At 58.1% G+C, this 14,971-nt stretch carries 14 protein-coding genes; 9 read left to right on the top strand and 5 right to left on the bottom strand.

Annotated elements, in window-relative coordinates; all coding sequences use genetic code 11:
* The first annotated feature begins 13 nt into the window (after positions 1-13).
* Genes kduI through AKU79_RS15960 form a run of 3 tightly spaced genes read left to right on the top strand, consistent with a single transcriptional unit; the run spans position 14 to position 3,016 of the window.
* A complete protein-coding gene (gene kduI / locus AKU79_RS15970; protein WP_050524565.1) occupies positions 14-838 on the top strand; it encodes a 5-dehydro-4-deoxy-D-glucuronate isomerase in 825 nt (274 codons plus the stop codon).
* Complete coding sequence (gene kduD / locus AKU79_RS15965) at positions 835-1,578, top strand: 2-dehydro-3-deoxy-D-gluconate 5-dehydrogenase KduD (protein ID WP_050524564.1); 744 nt, start codon at positions 835-837, stop codon at positions 1,576-1,578. Before kduI ends, kduD begins: the two co-directional genes overlap by 4 nt.
* Positions 1,568-3,016: a mannitol dehydrogenase family protein gene (locus AKU79_RS15960; protein ID WP_050524853.1), complete on the top strand. Its 1,449-nt coding sequence runs from the start codon at positions 1,568-1,570 to the stop codon at positions 3,014-3,016. Before kduD ends, AKU79_RS15960 begins: the two co-directional genes overlap by 11 nt.
* Positions 3,017-3,045: 29 nt before the next feature.
* On the opposite strand, the gene AKU79_RS15955 is transcribed toward AKU79_RS15960, so the two are convergent.
* From AKU79_RS15955 to AKU79_RS15945, 3 genes are all read right to left on the bottom strand, one after another.
* Positions 3,046-3,363 carry an SH3 domain-containing protein gene (locus AKU79_RS15955; protein WP_050524563.1) on the bottom strand — a complete coding sequence of 106 codons (318 nt, stop codon included), beginning with the start codon at positions 3,361-3,363 and terminating at the stop codon, positions 3,046-3,048.
* Positions 3,364-3,520: 157 nt separating this feature from the next.
* On the bottom strand, positions 3,521-4,900 hold the full coding sequence (locus AKU79_RS15950) for a sensor histidine kinase (RefSeq protein WP_050524562.1): 1,380 nt from the start codon (positions 4,898-4,900) through the stop codon (positions 3,521-3,523).
* On the bottom strand, positions 4,897-5,568 hold the full coding sequence (locus AKU79_RS15945; RefSeq protein WP_050524561.1) for a response regulator transcription factor: 672 nt from the start codon (positions 5,566-5,568) through the stop codon (positions 4,897-4,899). Before AKU79_RS15945 ends, AKU79_RS15950 begins: the two co-directional genes overlap by 4 nt.
* Positions 5,569-5,712: 144 nt before the next feature.
* Between AKU79_RS15945 and AKU79_RS15940 the strand changes: the two genes are divergently transcribed.
* The 3 genes from AKU79_RS15940 to AKU79_RS15930 all read left to right on the top strand — a co-directional run bounded on the left by AKU79_RS15940 (position 5,713) and on the right by AKU79_RS15930 (position 10,033).
* The gene (locus tag AKU79_RS15940; protein ID WP_050524560.1) at positions 5,713-6,822 is read left to right on the top strand and encodes a Bug family tripartite tricarboxylate transporter substrate binding protein; all 1,110 of its coding nucleotides are present in this window, start codon (positions 5,713-5,715) and stop codon (positions 6,820-6,822) included.
* A 125-nt stretch (positions 6,823-6,947) separates the two neighbouring features.
* Positions 6,948-8,927, top strand: coding sequence for a tripartite tricarboxylate transporter permease (locus tag AKU79_RS15935; protein WP_050524559.1), 1,980 nt, complete (start codon positions 6,948-6,950; stop codon positions 8,925-8,927).
* Between the two features lie 14 nt (positions 8,928-8,941).
* Positions 8,942-10,033, top strand: a complete 1,092-nt coding sequence (locus AKU79_RS15930) for a 4-oxalomesaconate tautomerase (protein ID WP_050524558.1) — start codon at positions 8,942-8,944, stop codon at positions 10,031-10,033.
* 51 nt (positions 10,034-10,084) lie between these two features.
* On the opposite strand, the gene AKU79_RS15925 is transcribed toward AKU79_RS15930, so the two are convergent.
* Positions 10,085-11,128 (bottom strand): AbrB family transcriptional regulator, encoded by a 1,044-nt coding sequence (locus AKU79_RS15925; RefSeq protein WP_050524557.1) that lies wholly within the window; start codon positions 11,126-11,128, stop codon positions 10,085-10,087.
* A 92-nt stretch (positions 11,129-11,220) separates the two neighbouring features.
* On the opposite strand from AKU79_RS15925, the gene AKU79_RS15920 reads away from it, so the two are divergent.
* Genes AKU79_RS15920 through tcuB form a run of 3 tightly spaced genes read left to right on the top strand, consistent with a single transcriptional unit; the run spans position 11,221 to position 14,361 of the window.
* Entirely contained in the window at positions 11,221-11,901 is a 681-nt protein-coding gene (locus AKU79_RS15920; RefSeq protein ID WP_050524556.1) for a GntR family transcriptional regulator, read from the top strand.
* Between the two features lie 2 nt (positions 11,902-11,903).
* A complete protein-coding gene (gene tcuA / locus AKU79_RS15915; RefSeq protein WP_050524555.1) occupies positions 11,904-13,301 on the top strand; it encodes an FAD-dependent tricarballylate dehydrogenase TcuA in 1,398 nt (465 codons plus the stop codon).
* Positions 13,291-14,361: a tricarballylate utilization 4Fe-4S protein TcuB gene (gene tcuB, locus AKU79_RS15910; protein ID WP_050524554.1), complete on the top strand. Its 1,071-nt coding sequence runs from the start codon at positions 13,291-13,293 to the stop codon at positions 14,359-14,361. Before tcuA ends, tcuB begins: the two co-directional genes overlap by 11 nt.
* A gap of 78 nt (positions 14,362-14,439) precedes the next feature.
* Here tcuB and AKU79_RS15905 read toward each other — a convergent pair whose 3' ends face one another.
* Positions 14,440-14,925, bottom strand: coding sequence for an autoinducer binding domain-containing protein (locus tag AKU79_RS15905; RefSeq protein ID WP_050524553.1), 486 nt, complete (start codon positions 14,923-14,925; stop codon positions 14,440-14,442).
* Positions 14,926-14,971 lie beyond the last annotated feature (46 nt).

The following is a 14,971-nucleotide window of genomic DNA, read 5'->3' as shown; positions in this document are numbered from 1 at the left end:
GAAAGGCCCCGATATGCTAACCGTTGAAACCCGCCACGCAATTCACCAAGACCACGCCAAGGGCATGGATACCGCTGCACTGCGCAAGAATTTTCTGACTGAAGGGATGTTCGCCGATGGTGAAATCCGGCTGGTCTATACCCATTACGACCGCTTTGTGATGGGGGGGGCAGTGCCTGCGGGCGGCAGCCTGACGCTTGATAAAGTTGTGGAATCCGGCACGCCCTCATTCCTTGACCGGCGCGAAATGGGCATCGTGAACATTGGCGGCACTGGCACTGTGCAAGCCGGTGGCGAAACCTATACGATGAACAAAGGCGATGTGCTGTACCTTGGCATGGGCACGGGTGCGGTAACATTTGCAGGCGCAGGCCGGTATTACATCACCTCGGCCCCCGCCCATCGCGCCTGCCCCGCGCGGCTGGTCACTGTGGCGCAGGCCAAAGAGGTCAACCTCGGCGCGCCCGAAACCTCTAACCAGCGCACAATCCGGCAGTTTATTCACCCGCAGATCATGGATAGTTGCCAGCTGCTTGTGGGCTATACTTCCTTGCTGAATGGCAGCGTGTGGAACACCATGCCCGCCCACACCCATGACCGCCGGATGGAGGCCTATCTTTACCACGACATGGCGCCAGATGCGCGCGTTTTGCACCTGATGGGCGAACCAACTGAAACCCGCCATATGTTCATCGCCAATGAACAAGGCGCATTGTCGCCACCGTGGTCTATCCATTCGGGCGCGGGCATCGGGGCCTATACGTTCATCTGGGCGATGGCCGGCGATAACGTCGATTTCACCGATATGGACATGCTGGCACCGGGGGATTTGAAATGAGCAATCCGTTTTCCCTGAACGGTCGCCGCGCCTTGGTGACGGGCGCGAATACCGGCATCGGCCAGGCCATTGCAATTGGTCTGGCGGCGGCTGGTGCCGAAGTAATCTGTGCAGGCCGTCGTGCCTGTGATGAAACCGTGGGTTTGATCGCGGATGCAGGCGGCAAGGCATCATCGCTGCTGGTCGATTTCACTGATCCAATGGCGGGCCAATCCCTGTTCGCAGGCCAGGGTTTCGATATCTTGATCAACAATGCCGGAATAATCCGCCGCAACGATGCCGTTGATTTTGCCGAGGCCGATTGGGATGACGTGATGGACGTCAACCTCAAGGCGCTGTTTTTCACAACGCAGGCATTCGGGCGTGAAATTCTGGCCACGGGCGGCACAGGCCGCGTTGTCAATATCGCGTCGCTCTTGTCGTTCCAAGGCGGCATCCGCGTACCGTCCTACACTGCGTCCAAACATGGCGTGGCGGGGCTGACCAAGTTGCTGGCAAATGAATGGGCGGCGCGCGGCATCAACGTGAACGCGGTTGCCCCCGGCTATATTGAAACCAACAACACCGAGGCCCTTCGTGCCGACCCTGTTCGCAACAAGGCAATCCTTGATCGAATTCCGGCCGGCCGCTGGGGCAATGCTGCCGATATTGCGGGTGCTGTGACCTATCTTTGCTCGCCTGCATCGGCCTATATCCACGGCGCGGTCTTGAATGTTGATGGAGGCTGGCTTGCCCGCTGACCGGTTGACCCGCAGCCCCGCCCCGCGCTCCGGCGTTGGCATCATACACCTTGGCCTTGGCGCATTTTACCGCGCCTTTGGTGCCATTTATGTGGACGAGGCTATGGCCGCCAAAGGCGGTGATTGGGGCATCATCGGCGTCTCCTTAAAAAGCCCGACCACACGTGACGCGCTTGCCCCGCAAGATTGGGCCTATACCTCGGTCACGCTCAGCCCCGAGGGTGAGCAGACAAAGGTCATCGACGTGCTGCAAGATGTGCTTGTCGCACCTGAAAACCCTGCCGCTGTCATCGCGGCCATGGCGGATGCGGCGGTCAAAATTGTCTCGTTGACCGTCACCGAAAAGGGGTATTGCCACAACCCTGCGACCGGCGCGTTGAACCCCGATCATCCGGATATTCAGCATGATCTGGTCAATGCCCTGCCCGTCTCGGCCCCCGGCTTTCTGGTCCGCGCACTGGCTGCCCGCCGTGCCGCAGGCCTTGCGCCGTTCACGATTTTGACCTGTGACAACCTGCCCGAAAACGGCAAACTGGTGCGCGGTGTGGTGCTGCAACTCGCCCGCCTGATCGACCCTGCATTGGCCGATTGGATTGCTGAAAACGCACGCTTTCCGGCGACGATGGTCGACCGTATCACCCCCGCGACAACAGATGCCAATATCGCCCGCGTGACCGAACTGACAGGCAAATATGACGCGGCGCCCGTGCTGCACGAACCCTTCCGCCAATGGGTCATCGAGGATGATTTTGTGGGCGGCCTGCGCCCCGATTTCGCCTCGGTTGGCGTGCAAATGGTTCAGGATGTTACGGCCTTTGAGCATATGAAACTGCGGATGCTGAATGGCACGCATTCCTCTCTTGCGTATCTTGGCTATCTTGCGGGGCATGAAACCATCGCCGATACGATGGCGAACCCCGCCTTTTCCACCTTTGTCGAGCAGCTGTGGGATGAGATAATGCCCGCCGTTGCCACCCCGCCCGGCGTTAACCTGCCCGACTATGCGCGCGCCCTAAAGGCCCGCTATGCCAACCCCGCAATCCGCCACCGCACGTGGCAGATCGCAATGGATGGCAGCCAAAAATTGCCGCAACGGCTGTTGGGCACCTTGGCGCAAAACCTGCAAGCCGGCCGCGCTTGCCCCGGCCTTTGCCTCGCCGTGGCGGCGTGGATGCGCTATGTCGGCGGGGTTGACGAGGCAGGCAATCCGATCGATGTCAAAGACCCGTTGGCCGAAAAGTTGCGCACAATTTCCGCTGCTGCCTCGACACCGACAGAAAAGGTTGCAGCCCTTTTGGCCGTAGATGAGGTATTTCCGCCTGCTTTGGCAGACCGGTTGCGCACCCCCGTCACGGCTGCGGCGTCGCTGCTATGGGCCGTTGGCGCCCAAGCGGCCGTCGCAAAAACCACGGCCTCTCGCCAAACCGGGGGCGCATAACGCGCCCGCTTGCCTAAGGCGCCACTGCATCAATTGATGCGGTGGCGGTATTCCTGCAAATATGCCCAAGAGACATAACCATTAAGCACACTTGGTTGTTTCAACGCAACTTTGCACCAACGGGTACTGCCTGTTTGCTCGCAGCGATTGACCTGCAACACCGTTCCATTCGGAAGGCCTGCGATAACGCGAAAGCCAATCCCGGGGCCTGCGCGCAGTTTCAGCAAATCGCCTTCTTCTACGCCCGCCACAACATAATATCTGCTGAGTCGTCCGTCCGAGGGAACACAGCCGGACATGGCGCCCAACATGATTGCTGCCAATGCGGCAAAGATGGCTTTGTGCATCGTCTTCTCCTGTTTACTGCATTTTTTGTTTTCTGTGTTTTAGGCTGTCGCACCGATCGCTTGCAACACGTGTTTGGGAAAATTCAGCCTGCCGAACAGAACGGCACAAATTTCGGCAATCGCAGCCCCGCCAAAGCTGCCCCTGTCCGGCGCAGCCCTAGGCCGTTTCAGATGCAATAGGGATTTGCAATTCGAACACCGCGCCGCAATCGCTATCAGCAAGGCGCACTTGCCCACCATGGGCCAGCGCCACATCGCGCACAATGGCAAGGCCCAGCCCGCAGCCACCCGAAGCATCGTCTTGGACCCGATAAAAGCGATCAAAGATCCGGTCACGTGCACCAACAGGAATACCGGGTCCCGAATCCTGTACGCGAATTATCGCGCGGCTTTGGGCATAGGTAAGGCGCACTGCAATCTCGCCGCCGTCACGGCAACCATAGCGCAGGGCGTTATCCAACAGATTTTCAATCGCCTCTGACATCATGATCGCGTCAATTGAAACCAAAACCGGTGCACCAACCACCTCAAAGGAAAACTCACATCCTTTGCGCATGCAGTTTTCAGCAAGGGTCAAACACTTCTCTTTCAAAAGCCCAACCAAATCACTTGCCACTCTTGTCTGCAATCCTTTGCGCCCCTGCGCCTTTTCCATCGATAACAGCTGTTGGGTCAGGCGGCCTGTCGCGCGCGCGGTTTCGGCAAGGGCTGCGACCCGTGCGCGCAGTTCGCCTTCATTCGGGGCTGTTTTGGCAGCCTCGGCCTGGGCCTGAATCGCCGCAATCGGGTTGCGCAATTGATGGGCCGCATCGGAAATAAACGCGTCACGCAGGGCAAATGCCTCGGCCAAACGCGCAAAAAGCGCATTCATCGAACTTACCAGATTGCGTACCTCTTTGGGCACTTTGCGGCGGATCGGCCCCAAATCATTAGGCGAACGCAGGGCCACCGCCTCGCGCAATTGCAAAAGCGGGCGCAGGCCAAGGTTGATGCCGAACCACACCAGCAACCCTGCTGAAACCAAGACCGCAGTCAAAAGCGCAATGGATTGCAAAAGCAGCTCCAAACTCAGCGCATCACGTTGATTTACCGTTTGCCAAACATCAACTGTGACCCATCCTCCGAATTGCGGCTCGGCAATGAATTCGCGCAATGTCACCCCGCGCACGCGGCGCCCAAAGCTGAACGAGTCAAAAAAGTAAGGCACGCCTGACAATACCTCGGCATTCGCGGGCAGTGGCGGGGCCTCGGAATAGCCTGTCACAAAACGCCCTTCCGGCCCCTCGATGCGGTAATAAACGGGGTCGCCCAGCGCGTTGGTCAGGGATTCAAGCAGTTTTTCGGTAAGAACGTCCCCTTCGCTTAAAACAACATCCCGTGAAATTGTCAGGGCAACCGCAAGCAGCGTATTATCATAAAGTCGCTGCGACATACGTTCGGCCAAAACAAAACGCATGGCCCCCGCAAGGCACGCCACAATGACCAAGGGAAAGATGATAAGCGCGAAAAGTCGGCTGCGCAGCGACCAATGTTTCATTCGGCCTCGTCATCCATCAAATAGCCCAAACCGCGCGCCGTGCGGATAGACACCCCCGCCCCCGCAAGTTTGCGACGCAAGCGCGAGATCAGCAATTCCACAGCATTCGCCTCAACATCCGAACCGACACCATAAAGCGTGTCAGCAATGCGATCTTTTGAGACGATGCGCCCAGAGTGATCAAGCAAACATTCGAACAACGCCAATTCCCGGCGCGGCAAATCAATCGGGCCATTCGGTCCGGTCAGAATCCGCGCTGTGCGGTCAAAACGCAAAGCGCCAAGCTCGACATAGCCTTTTTGCAGATTGGGGCGACGACGGGCAAGGGCGCGTATGCGGGCCGCAAGTTCATCCAGCTCAAATGGCTTGACCAAGTAATCATCGGCGCCTGCGTCCAGGCCTTCGACCCGATCTGCAAGCTCGCCTCTTGCGGTCAGCATCAAAACGGGAATCGCCTGTCCCAATGCGCGAATTCGGCGCACAATATCAAAGCCTGACAGGTTTGGCAGGTTGACATCAATGATCGCAAGGTCGGCGCTTTCAACAGCCAGAAACGCCGCAGCCTCGTCCCCGTCAGACAACCAGTCGACAGCATGACCTTGATCTTGCAAGGCATTTTTTACCCCTTTGGCAAGGCTGATATTATCTTCGACTAGAACGATGCGCATTGTTTGGCCTGACAGGTTTTCGACAGGATGCACCTTTATTGTGCAGTTCATCAAGTCGTATGACCGGGAGGGTCGTATTACGGCGGATGCCATAAGACGAAAAGGGCTTTGCGCCCTTTGAAATGAAGGTCAGGGAGGACCATTATGACAGGACTTTTGAAAACCACCCGCCGGGGTGCGCTGGGTTTGGCACTGGGCGCGGCAGCAGCCGTTAGCTTTGCAGTACCTGCCGCTGCCGAAGTATCATTTGAAGGCAAGACCATCGAATGGATCATCCCGTTTTCGGCTGGTGGCGGCTCGGACACTTGGGCACGGTTTAACGCACCACTGTTGGGCAAATACCTGCCCGGCAACCCGACAGTTGTAGTGGTGAACGAGCCCGGCGGCGGCTCGACCAAAGGGTCGAACCTGTTTGCAGCCCGCGCCAAGCCTGATGGCTTGACCATTCTGGGCACCTCGGGTTCCACGCAGTTCCCTTACCTTCTGGGCGACCCGCGTGTGCGCTATGAATATGCCGATTGGAAAATCGTTATGGCGGCCCCCACGGGCGGTGTGGTCTACACCTCGCCATCAACCGGCGTGACCAAGACGGATGAGATCGCGAAACTGGTCGGCCAAAAGCTGATTTATGCCAGCCAAGGTGCGACCTCGCTGGATCTGGTGCCATTGCTTGGCTTCAAGATGATGGGCCTTGATGTGCAGCACGTGTTCGGCTTCAAAGGCCGCGGCGATGGCCGTCTGGCGTTTGAGCGTGGCGAGACAAACATCGACTACCAAACCTCGTCTGCCTATATCAAAAACGTGCAGCCTTTGGTTGACGCCGGCACCGCTGTTCCACTGTTCAGCTGGGGCGTGTTGGATGACGACGGCAACTTGGTCCGCGACCCAACCTTCCCCGACCTGCCCGATTTTGGCGAAGCCTATAAGACCATGACTGGCAACGCACCGACAGGTGCCGAGTATGACGCCTATTTTGCCTTCTTTACCGCAGGTTTCCCTGCGCAGAAAATGGTGTTCCTGCCAAAAGATACATCGCAAGAAATTGTGGATGCTTATCAGGCTGCTGTAACCGCTATGAAAGCCGACCCTGATTATCAGGCCAATAAAGAGGCCGTTCTGGGTACATATGAGCAAGTTACCGGCAAAGCCGCCGATGCTTTGTTCAAAAAAGGCACCGTCATTTCGCCAGAACTGCGTAAGCAAGTGGTTGACATGTTGGCCGCTGACTACGGTGTGAAACTGGGCGACGACTAAGTTTATCACCATAAGCGCAGGCCTTTAGCAGCCTGCGCTTTTTTGTTCGGCATCCAGTACGCCAAAGCCCCCCGAAATTTTTTTCCGAAACCCACCCCAATTTATGGGGAAGAGGGAGTCATGCCGTGATCGATACCCTATTGTCTGCCCTTGCCGCGCTGATGACGTTTCAGCATCTGGCCTATATGTTGCTTGGCGTTTCTGTCGGGCTTGTGATTGGTGTTATTCCCGGCCTTGGCGGTATCGCTGGGCTGTCGCTGCTGGTGCCGTTCCTTTACGGCATGGACCCGATTTCGGCGCTGGGAATGTTGATCGGCCTTGTTGCCGTTATTCCCACCTCTGACACCTTTGCCTCGGTGCTGATGGGCATACCGGGCTCAAGCGCCAGTCAGGCCACCGTGCTGGACGGCTTTCCTCTGGCCAAGCAGGGCCAAGCGGCGCGGGCACTTTCGGCGGCGTTTATTTCATCCCTGTTCGGCGGGATTGTTGGCGCAGTGATCCTGACAGGCTTCGTTCTGATCGCGCGGCCGCTTATCCTGATGTTCGGCTCGGCTGAATTGTTCATGCTGGCGCTGTTCGGGCTGTCGATGGTGGCCGTTCTGGCGGGGCGCAGCTTGCCCAAGGGGTTGGCGGCTGCGGCAATCGGTTTGCTTATCGGGTCAATCGGGGCGGCACCTGCCACGGGTGAGTTCCGGATGATTTTCGGCACAGAATACCTGTACGATGGTATCCCGCTGGTCATCATCGGCCTTGGCCTGTTCGCTATTCCCGAAATTTCCGACCTGCTGCGCAAAAACAGCTCGATCGCCGAAGGCAACGCACTTGGCAGCGGCTGGCTGCTAGGCCTGCGCGATTGGTGGGCCAACCTGTTTCTGTCAATTCGCTGCTCGGGTTTCGGCTGCCTGATCGGTGCCATTCCGGGCCTTGGCGGCTCGGTCGTCGATTGGATCGCCTATGGCCATGCCGTGCAAACCACCAAAGACAATCCGCATTTCGGCAAAGGTGATATTCGCGGCGTCATCGCGCCCGAAAGCGCCAATAACGCCATGCAGGGTGGCGCGCTGCTGCCGACAATGCTCTTCGGTATTCCGGGTTCGGGATCTATGGCCGTGTTTCTGGGCGGCATGGTCCTAATCGGGATAGAGCCGGGGCCGTCGATGGTAGGCGCCGATCTGAACATCACCTATTCGATCATCTGGTCGCTGGCGCTTGCCAACATCATGGGTGCAGGCATCTGCATGATGCTGGCGCAACCGATTTCCAACCTGACGCGCATTCCGTTTCACTATCTTGCGCCTTGCATGATCGCATTGATCTGCTTTGCCGCCTTCCAAGCAACACGCGATCTGTCGGACTTGGTGGCCCTGATGGGTATCGGTTTGGTCGGCATCTTGATGAAGCGCTTTGGCTGGCCGCGCCCCGCACTGCTGATCGGTTTTGTGCTGGCACCTCAGGCCGAAACCTTTTTCTACCAAGCGCTGCAGTTCAACGGCTGGGGTTTTCTTATCCGCCCGGGTGTGTTGATCATCGGCGCGATGACCCTTCTCTCGGTTTACTTCGGGCTAAAGAACCGCATCGACGATGTAGGGGCCGAAGGCGAGGTTGTTGTGACCTCGCATTCCAGCCGCAATATCCAGATCGTCTTTGCGCTGGCCGCCATGGTGTTCTTTGGTATGGCGCTTTGGGATGCCGCAGGGCAAAGCACTTTGGGCGGCGTATTCCCCTTGGGTGTGGGCGTCGTTGGTGCCGTATTTGGCGCGATTTTGCTGGTTCACCTGTGGCGCGGGCATTCCGACCACCCGGCCTTCTACGACTATGAGATCGTTGGCGACCATGTCGGCAATGAAGGTAACGGTTGGTTCTGGACCGGTCCCGCATGGATTGGCGGGCTGGTCGTGGCCACGGCGCTGGTAGGGTTTTACATCGCGATGATCGGCTTTTTCATCGCCTTCCTGCGGGTGCGGGCCAAGGCGTCATGGCTGCGCACGATTGTCATCACCGCCTCGGCTGCCGCGTTCATCCTTGGGCTCGCTTATATGCTGTCGCTGAACTTCCCTTCGGGTTGGTTGCAGGACGCTTATGACCTGCCTTGGCCAATCCGATAAGCGGGGGGCAAGCAATGACACAAACAGCAATCCCCTTTCACCTCTTTCGTGGTGGCACCTCTCGCGGGCCGTACTTCAACCGCGCCGATTTGCCCCAAGATCGCGAGACTTTGGCGCAGGTGCTTTTGTCGGTGCTTGGCTCTGGCCATGCGTTAAACATCGACGGGCTGGGCGGCGGGGCAGCAGTGACCACCAAGGTCGCCATGCTGTCGCGCTCGGATGATCCGGATGCCGATGTCGATTACTTCTTTGCCCAAGTGTCGGTGCTGGACCGCACGGTCGATTTCAAACCGACCTGCGGCAATATCCTCTCGGCTGTTGGCCCCGCGGCGATTGAAATGGGGCTGGTGAAACCGGCAGGCGATGAAACCCGCATTCGCGTGCTATCGACCAATACCGGCGCGCGGGTAGAGGCTGTGGTTCAAACCCCCGACGGGGCGGTGAAATACGACGGCGATGCCGCGATTGATGGCGCCCCCGGCACGGCGGCACCGATCTATCTGAACTTTATGGATGTGGTCGGGTCTACCTGCGGCGCGCTTTTACCCACCGGAAACCTGCGTGATGTCATCGACGGGATAGCGGTAACCTGCATGGATGTCGCCATGCCGATGGTTATCGCACGCGCCGCCGATTTCGGGCTGACGGGCTATGAAACGGTCGAAGAACTCGACGCCAACCGCGCCTTTTACGACCGGATGGAACCCATCCGCGTTGAGGCAGGCAAGCGGATGGGAATGGGTGATGTTTCGGGGTCGGTCACGCCGAAATTCGGCCTGCTTGCCCCGCCGCGCGATGGTGGCACGGTGACAGCACGGTATTTCATGCCGAAAAACTGTCATCCGACAATGGCGGTCACGGGGTCGCAATGCCTTGCCTCTTGCGTGCTGACCCCCGACACGGTGGCCGAGGGGTTGTTTGTACCGCCCCAAGGCGTGCCTGCACTGGTGGTCATTGAACATCCGTCAGGGTCCATCGACGTAACGGTTGACTATGAAAACGGCGCAGATGGCTTTGCCCTGCGGTCTGCAGGCTTGTTGCGCACGGCGCGGCTGTTGGCGCGGGGCGAGGTTTTCGTGCCACAATCCGTCTGGCAAGGCCACTAGGTTAAGCCGGTACCCAACGGCGGCCGTTTGCACAGCACGCGGCCGCCGTTTTCATTTCTTGCCCGCCCCAAACAGCTTTGCAGCAAGTGGCGCACCGGTAATCACCAGAATAATTCGCGTCAGATGATGTGTGATGACAAACCCCAAATCCGCACCTGCAACAATCGCCAGCACAGTCATTTCCGCCTGTCCGCCGGGGGCATAGGCCAGAAACGCCTCAACCTTGGGGGCAAAACCGGTCAGAATAACCAGCTCGGCAAAAGCTGCGGCTAGAAATGCGAGCAGGAAAACAAAGGCGACCCCGGAAAAGACCACTTGGCGCAATTCACGCAAAGTAACGCCGACATAATAGACCCCAATAGCCATGCCGATAAAATACTGCGCAGCAAGGATAGCCTCGGCAGGCGGCCGCATATGTATCCAACCCATCAGCGAAAACACTGCCGCCACGATCATGGGGCCAAGGATCGATGCACCGAACAACCCCAGCCGTTCGCCCCCCTTCCAACCAATCAACGCCGCAACCGCCATCAAGGCCAACTCTTGCAAGGGAATGGTAGAGGCAGGCGCACCAATTGGATTGCTCAGCGACACACCATAAAGATTGACCAACAAAATCGGCGCAAGGGTCACAATGATTAGCACGCGCGTGGCGTGAACCAGCGACAGAATGCGCACATTCCCGCCGGCTTCGGCCCCGAATATCACCATATCTTGCAGGCCGCCGGGCATCGCCGCGTAAAAGGCCGTCACCGGATCAAATTTGCATACGCGGGTAAAGAACGGCACACCGATGGCTGCAATCAGCGCGATGTAAATCGGAACCAGCGCTAGGGACGCCGCCATCAGCGGCAGTTGATGCAACAGCGCCGGCGTAATCGACGCGCCAACTGCTACGCCAAGTATGGTGCGCGCCGCGACTGAAATCTGGCCAAGCCCTTTTAGGTGCGCCCCGGCAAGCGCGGCGATCAGACAGGCCGCCATCGGTCCAAACAAAAACGGCAAGGGCAGCCCCACTAGCGTAAAGACAAAGGCCCCCAGCGCAGCAATCGTTACCGTCATCAGGCGTGGGCGCAGGGCATTCAGGCGGTGCATTTATGTGTCCTTTTTCGGCAGGTAGAAACGGGCTTGACGCATATTGTATCCACTTGTATACATCTGGGTACAAAATGCAAGCCGGAGTTTCCATGACCCAACCAGAGCCGAAAATCGAAGATGATGGCCCACAAGGAAACGGGGCCTATCGCCAAATTCTGGCAGACATCCGCGACGGCGTGCTAATGCCCGGCGCACGGCTTCGCGAAACGGATTTGGCAGAACGCTTTGGCATCAGCCGCACCCCCGTGCGCGAGGCTATTCGCCAGCTTGAGGCTGACGGCCTTGTCGCCCATGTACCGCGCCAAGGGGCCACGATCCGCGAGCTGGACTATACCGAGGTGATGGAGCTCTATGAGATGCGCGCCGTGCTGGAAGGCACCGCCGCCCGCCTTGCCGCCCGCGCCGCTTCGGATATGGAGCTGGACGAATTGACCGCGCTGAACGCCGAAATGGCGGGCACCAAAGACACGGCCACAGCATATGAGCTGAACCGCCAGTTCCACATGACTTTGCTGGATGCCGCCAAGAACCGGTATTTGGTCAAATCTGTGAATGCATTGCAAAAAACGCTGCTGATTCTGGGGCCGACCACATTGATCGAACCCATCCGCGCAACCCAGGCCGTGCAAGAGCATGAGATCGTCTTGGCCGCCTTGCGCGACCGTGATGGCCAGTGTGCCGAGGCCGCGATGCGGGCGCATATCGAGGCCGCCCATCGCGTACGCTTGCGCGCTTTGCGGGGCCGTGAACGGCCATTAGAGGGGATGTAAGGATGGCAGCGGCATTGCAAAACCAAGTCTGGGATATCCTTGTTGTTGGCGGCGGCAATGCGGCGCTTTGTGCCGCCATTACCGCCGCCGAAGCAGGGGCCAAGGTTTTGATCCTTGAATCCGCCCCTAAAACCTATCGCGGGGGCAACAGTCGCCATACCCGCAACTTTCGCTGCATGCACCGCGGCCCGCTGTCAGTACTGACCGACAGCTATGACGAGGATGAGTATTTCGACGATCTGATGCGCGTCACCAAAGGCAAAACAGACGAGCCTATGGCCCGCATGGCGATCAGGCAGTCCGAGGATTGCTTGCCGTGGATGGAAGCGCATGGCGTGCGGTTTCAGCCGTCTTTGTCTGGTACTTTATCGCTTAGCCGGACCAATGCGTTTTTCCTTGGCGGCGGCAAGGCATTGGTGAATGCCTATTACAACACCGCCGCCGACCTGGGTGTCACCGTCGCCTATGACGCCGAGGTAACGCATGTGCATATCGAAGGCGACCGCTTTACCCATGTCGATGTGCGGATTGCAGGCGAGATGCAGAAAATCCAGGGCCGCGCGATTGTGCTGGCCTCGGGCGGGTTTCAGTCTGATCTAGAGTGGTTGACGCGGGCTTGGGGGCCTGCGGCGGCGAATTTCCTGATCCGTGGCACCCCTTATAATCGCGGTGTTGTCCTGCGCGATATGCTGGACCAAGGCGCCGAAAGTGTCGGCGACCCGACCCAATGCCACGCCGTTGCCATCGACGGCCGCGCGCCGAAATACGATGGCGGAATCGTCACGCGGCTGGATTGCGTGCCGTTTTCGGTGGTGGTGAACCGCGATGCCGAGCGGTTCTATGATGAGGGCGAGGATGTCTGGCCCAAACGCTATGCAATTTGGGGCCGGCTGGTCGCGGCGCAGCCCGATCAGGTGGGCTATGCGATCATCGATTCCAAATCGATTGATCTGTTCATGCCCTCGGTGTTCCCGCCGATCAAAGCCGACACGATAGAGGACTTAGGCCGCCAGATGGGGCTTGATGGGGCAAAACTGGCGCAAACCGTGGGCGCGTTCAACGCCGCCTGCCAGCCCGGAACTTTTCACCCGACCGAATTGGACGGCGTGGCAACCAATGGCCTGACGCCAGCCAAAACCAATTGGGCCCGCCCAATCAACCAGCCCCCCTTCTACGGCTATCAACTGCGCCCCGGCGTAACCTTTACCTATCTCGGCCTGAAAATTGACAGCCACGCGCAGGTGCATACCGCGCAAGGCCCGCTGGCAAACGTGTTTGCAGCAGGGGAAATCATGGCCGGGTCAATCCTTGGCCAAGGGTATCTGGCCGGTTTCGGCATGACCATCGGAACCGTATTTGGACGCATCGCCGGCGCGGAGGCCGCAAAACATGTCAACTGATCTTATCCAAGAGGCCCGCCGTCAAACCGAGATTTGCAACGCCTGCCGCTATTGCGAGGGGTTTTGTTCGGTCTTTCCGGCGCTGACCCGTCAAAAGGCCTTTGCCGATGGCGATATCAGCCATTTGGCCAACCTGTGCCACAACTGCCGCGGCTGCTATTATTCCTGCCAATACACCGAGCCGCATGAATTTGCGCTGAACTTTCCCGCCGCCTTGGCCGAGGTGCGCCAAGACAGCTGGGAGCGTCTGGCCTGGCCACAACCACTTGCGCGACGATTCCATGAAAACGGGGTTGCGCTGGGTTTGATCGCAGCACTTGCCTTTGCTTTGGTTTTCGCGCTGATCCAGATGCTGCAGCCCGCAAGCGGCGAGGGTTTCTACGCCTATGTCGCCCATAATGCGCTTGTTGCACTGTTTGTACCGGCATTTTTGCTGCCATTGGTGGCGGTCGGGGTCAGTTTGCGGCGCTATTGGCAGGAAACAGGTGGCACCCGCCTGCGCTGGCGCAATGTGCTTGGCGGATTTCGGGCCGCTGCCAATATGAAAAACCTGAACGGTGGCCAAGGACAAGGCTGTAATTTTGAGAACGATGACCGCTATAGCGACACGCGGCGGTGGATGCATCAGGCCGTAATGTACGGCTTCTTGCTGTGCTTTGCCGCAACGTCAAGCGGCACGGTTTTGCACTATGTTTTTGACATGCAAGCGCCCTACGGCTTTTTCAGCCTGCCCAAACTGCTGGGCATTCCAGGTGGCATCTTGCTGACAATCGGCACCATCGGCCTTGCATGGCTGAAAACCAAGGCCGACCCAAAACTCGGCGCTGTGCGTGTCTGGGGTGGAGAGATGGGGTTTATCCTGCTGCTGGGGGCTACAGGTGCCTCGGGGCTTGCCCTTTATGCGGCGACGGGCACGGCGGCTGTGCCGATGCTGCTGGCAATTCACCTTGGCTGCGTTTTGGCGTTCTTTTTACTGCTGCCCTACAGCAAAATGGTGCACGGATTCTATCGCTTGGCCGCGCTTATCATAGAAGATCAAAAACAAAACGCGAAAGCATAGGCGTGGGGCCGGCCCAACATACTATCTCAACGGCAGTTCATATTTAAGAACAAGTACTTAGCAGGGCAAACTCAGGCATCAAGCACGGTGCAATGAAATGTTCAACGCACGCAGCGCCGACAGCCCTTTCTCGGTCAGATCGTCAATGCCCTCGGTTGCCTGGTGAAGCTGTTCAAGGACGGCCTTTGCGCTCTCTATTTCGTGCTGCTCTATTTTCCGCGACGCATGCGAAAAAAAGCCAAACGTCCGAGACTGGCTTTCGCCAATAGAAACAGCTTTACCGAATTTCAGGCCATAGTCAGCGGCGCGGCCCAGCACATTCCCTGAATCCTGATCTGCAAGGTCTGACCAATCACAAATGCCGACGTTCGCGATTGCCCATCTGACAGTCGGATCAATAAAAACCAGACCTTCTTTATTGTAGTAATCGATCCAAACCTGCGGATAGGTTTGATACAATAGGGTCGGATTGGCAAAACGAATACGCACGCCAACAGCGAATCGCCAATCGGTGATTTCACTCAGACGTTGCAAAAGACGACGTATTGTGTCCAATTCGGTCATAGATAGCCAACTTTATTTCTTTGCAAGAACCCACACGACGCCTGAT

The organism is Pseudorhodobacter wandonensis (assembly GCF_001202035.1).
Lineage (GTDB): Bacteria > Pseudomonadota > Alphaproteobacteria > Rhodobacterales > Rhodobacteraceae > Pseudorhodobacter > Pseudorhodobacter wandonensis.
The sequence above is the reverse complement of the archived record's forward strand: the minus strand, read 5'-3'. Positions and strand labels throughout refer to the sequence as shown.

Coding starts and splice junctions, on each gene's coding strand:
- kduI (WP_050524565.1), top strand. CDS start 14: ATGCTAACCGTTGAAACCCGCCACGCAATTCACCAAGACCACGCCAAG.
- kduD (WP_050524564.1), top strand. CDS start 835: ATGAGCAATCCGTTTTCCCTGAACGGTCGCCGCGCCTTGGTGACGGGC.
- AKU79_RS15955 (WP_050524563.1), bottom strand. CDS start 3,363: ATGCACAAAGCCATCTTTGCCGCATTGGCAGCAATCATGTTGGGCGCC.
- AKU79_RS15950 (WP_050524562.1), bottom strand. CDS start 4,900: ATGAAACATTGGTCGCTGCGCAGCCGACTTTTCGCGCTTATCATCTTT.
- AKU79_RS15945 (WP_050524561.1), bottom strand. CDS start 5,568: ATGCGCATCGTTCTAGTCGAAGATAATATCAGCCTTGCCAAAGGGGTA.
- AKU79_RS15940 (WP_050524560.1), top strand. CDS start 5,713: ATGACAGGACTTTTGAAAACCACCCGCCGGGGTGCGCTGGGTTTGGCA.
- AKU79_RS15930 (WP_050524558.1), top strand. CDS start 8,942: ATGACACAAACAGCAATCCCCTTTCACCTCTTTCGTGGTGGCACCTCT.
- AKU79_RS15925 (WP_050524557.1), bottom strand. CDS start 11,128: ATGCACCGCCTGAATGCCCTGCGCCCACGCCTGATGACGGTAACGATT.
- AKU79_RS15920 (WP_050524556.1), top strand. CDS start 11,221: ATGACCCAACCAGAGCCGAAAATCGAAGATGATGGCCCACAAGGAAAC.
- tcuA (WP_050524555.1), top strand. CDS start 11,904: ATGGCAGCGGCATTGCAAAACCAAGTCTGGGATATCCTTGTTGTTGGC.
- tcuB (WP_050524554.1), top strand. CDS start 13,291: ATGTCAACTGATCTTATCCAAGAGGCCCGCCGTCAAACCGAGATTTGC.
- AKU79_RS15905 (WP_050524553.1), bottom strand. CDS start 14,925: ATGACCGAATTGGACACAATACGTCGTCTTTTGCAACGTCTGAGTGAA.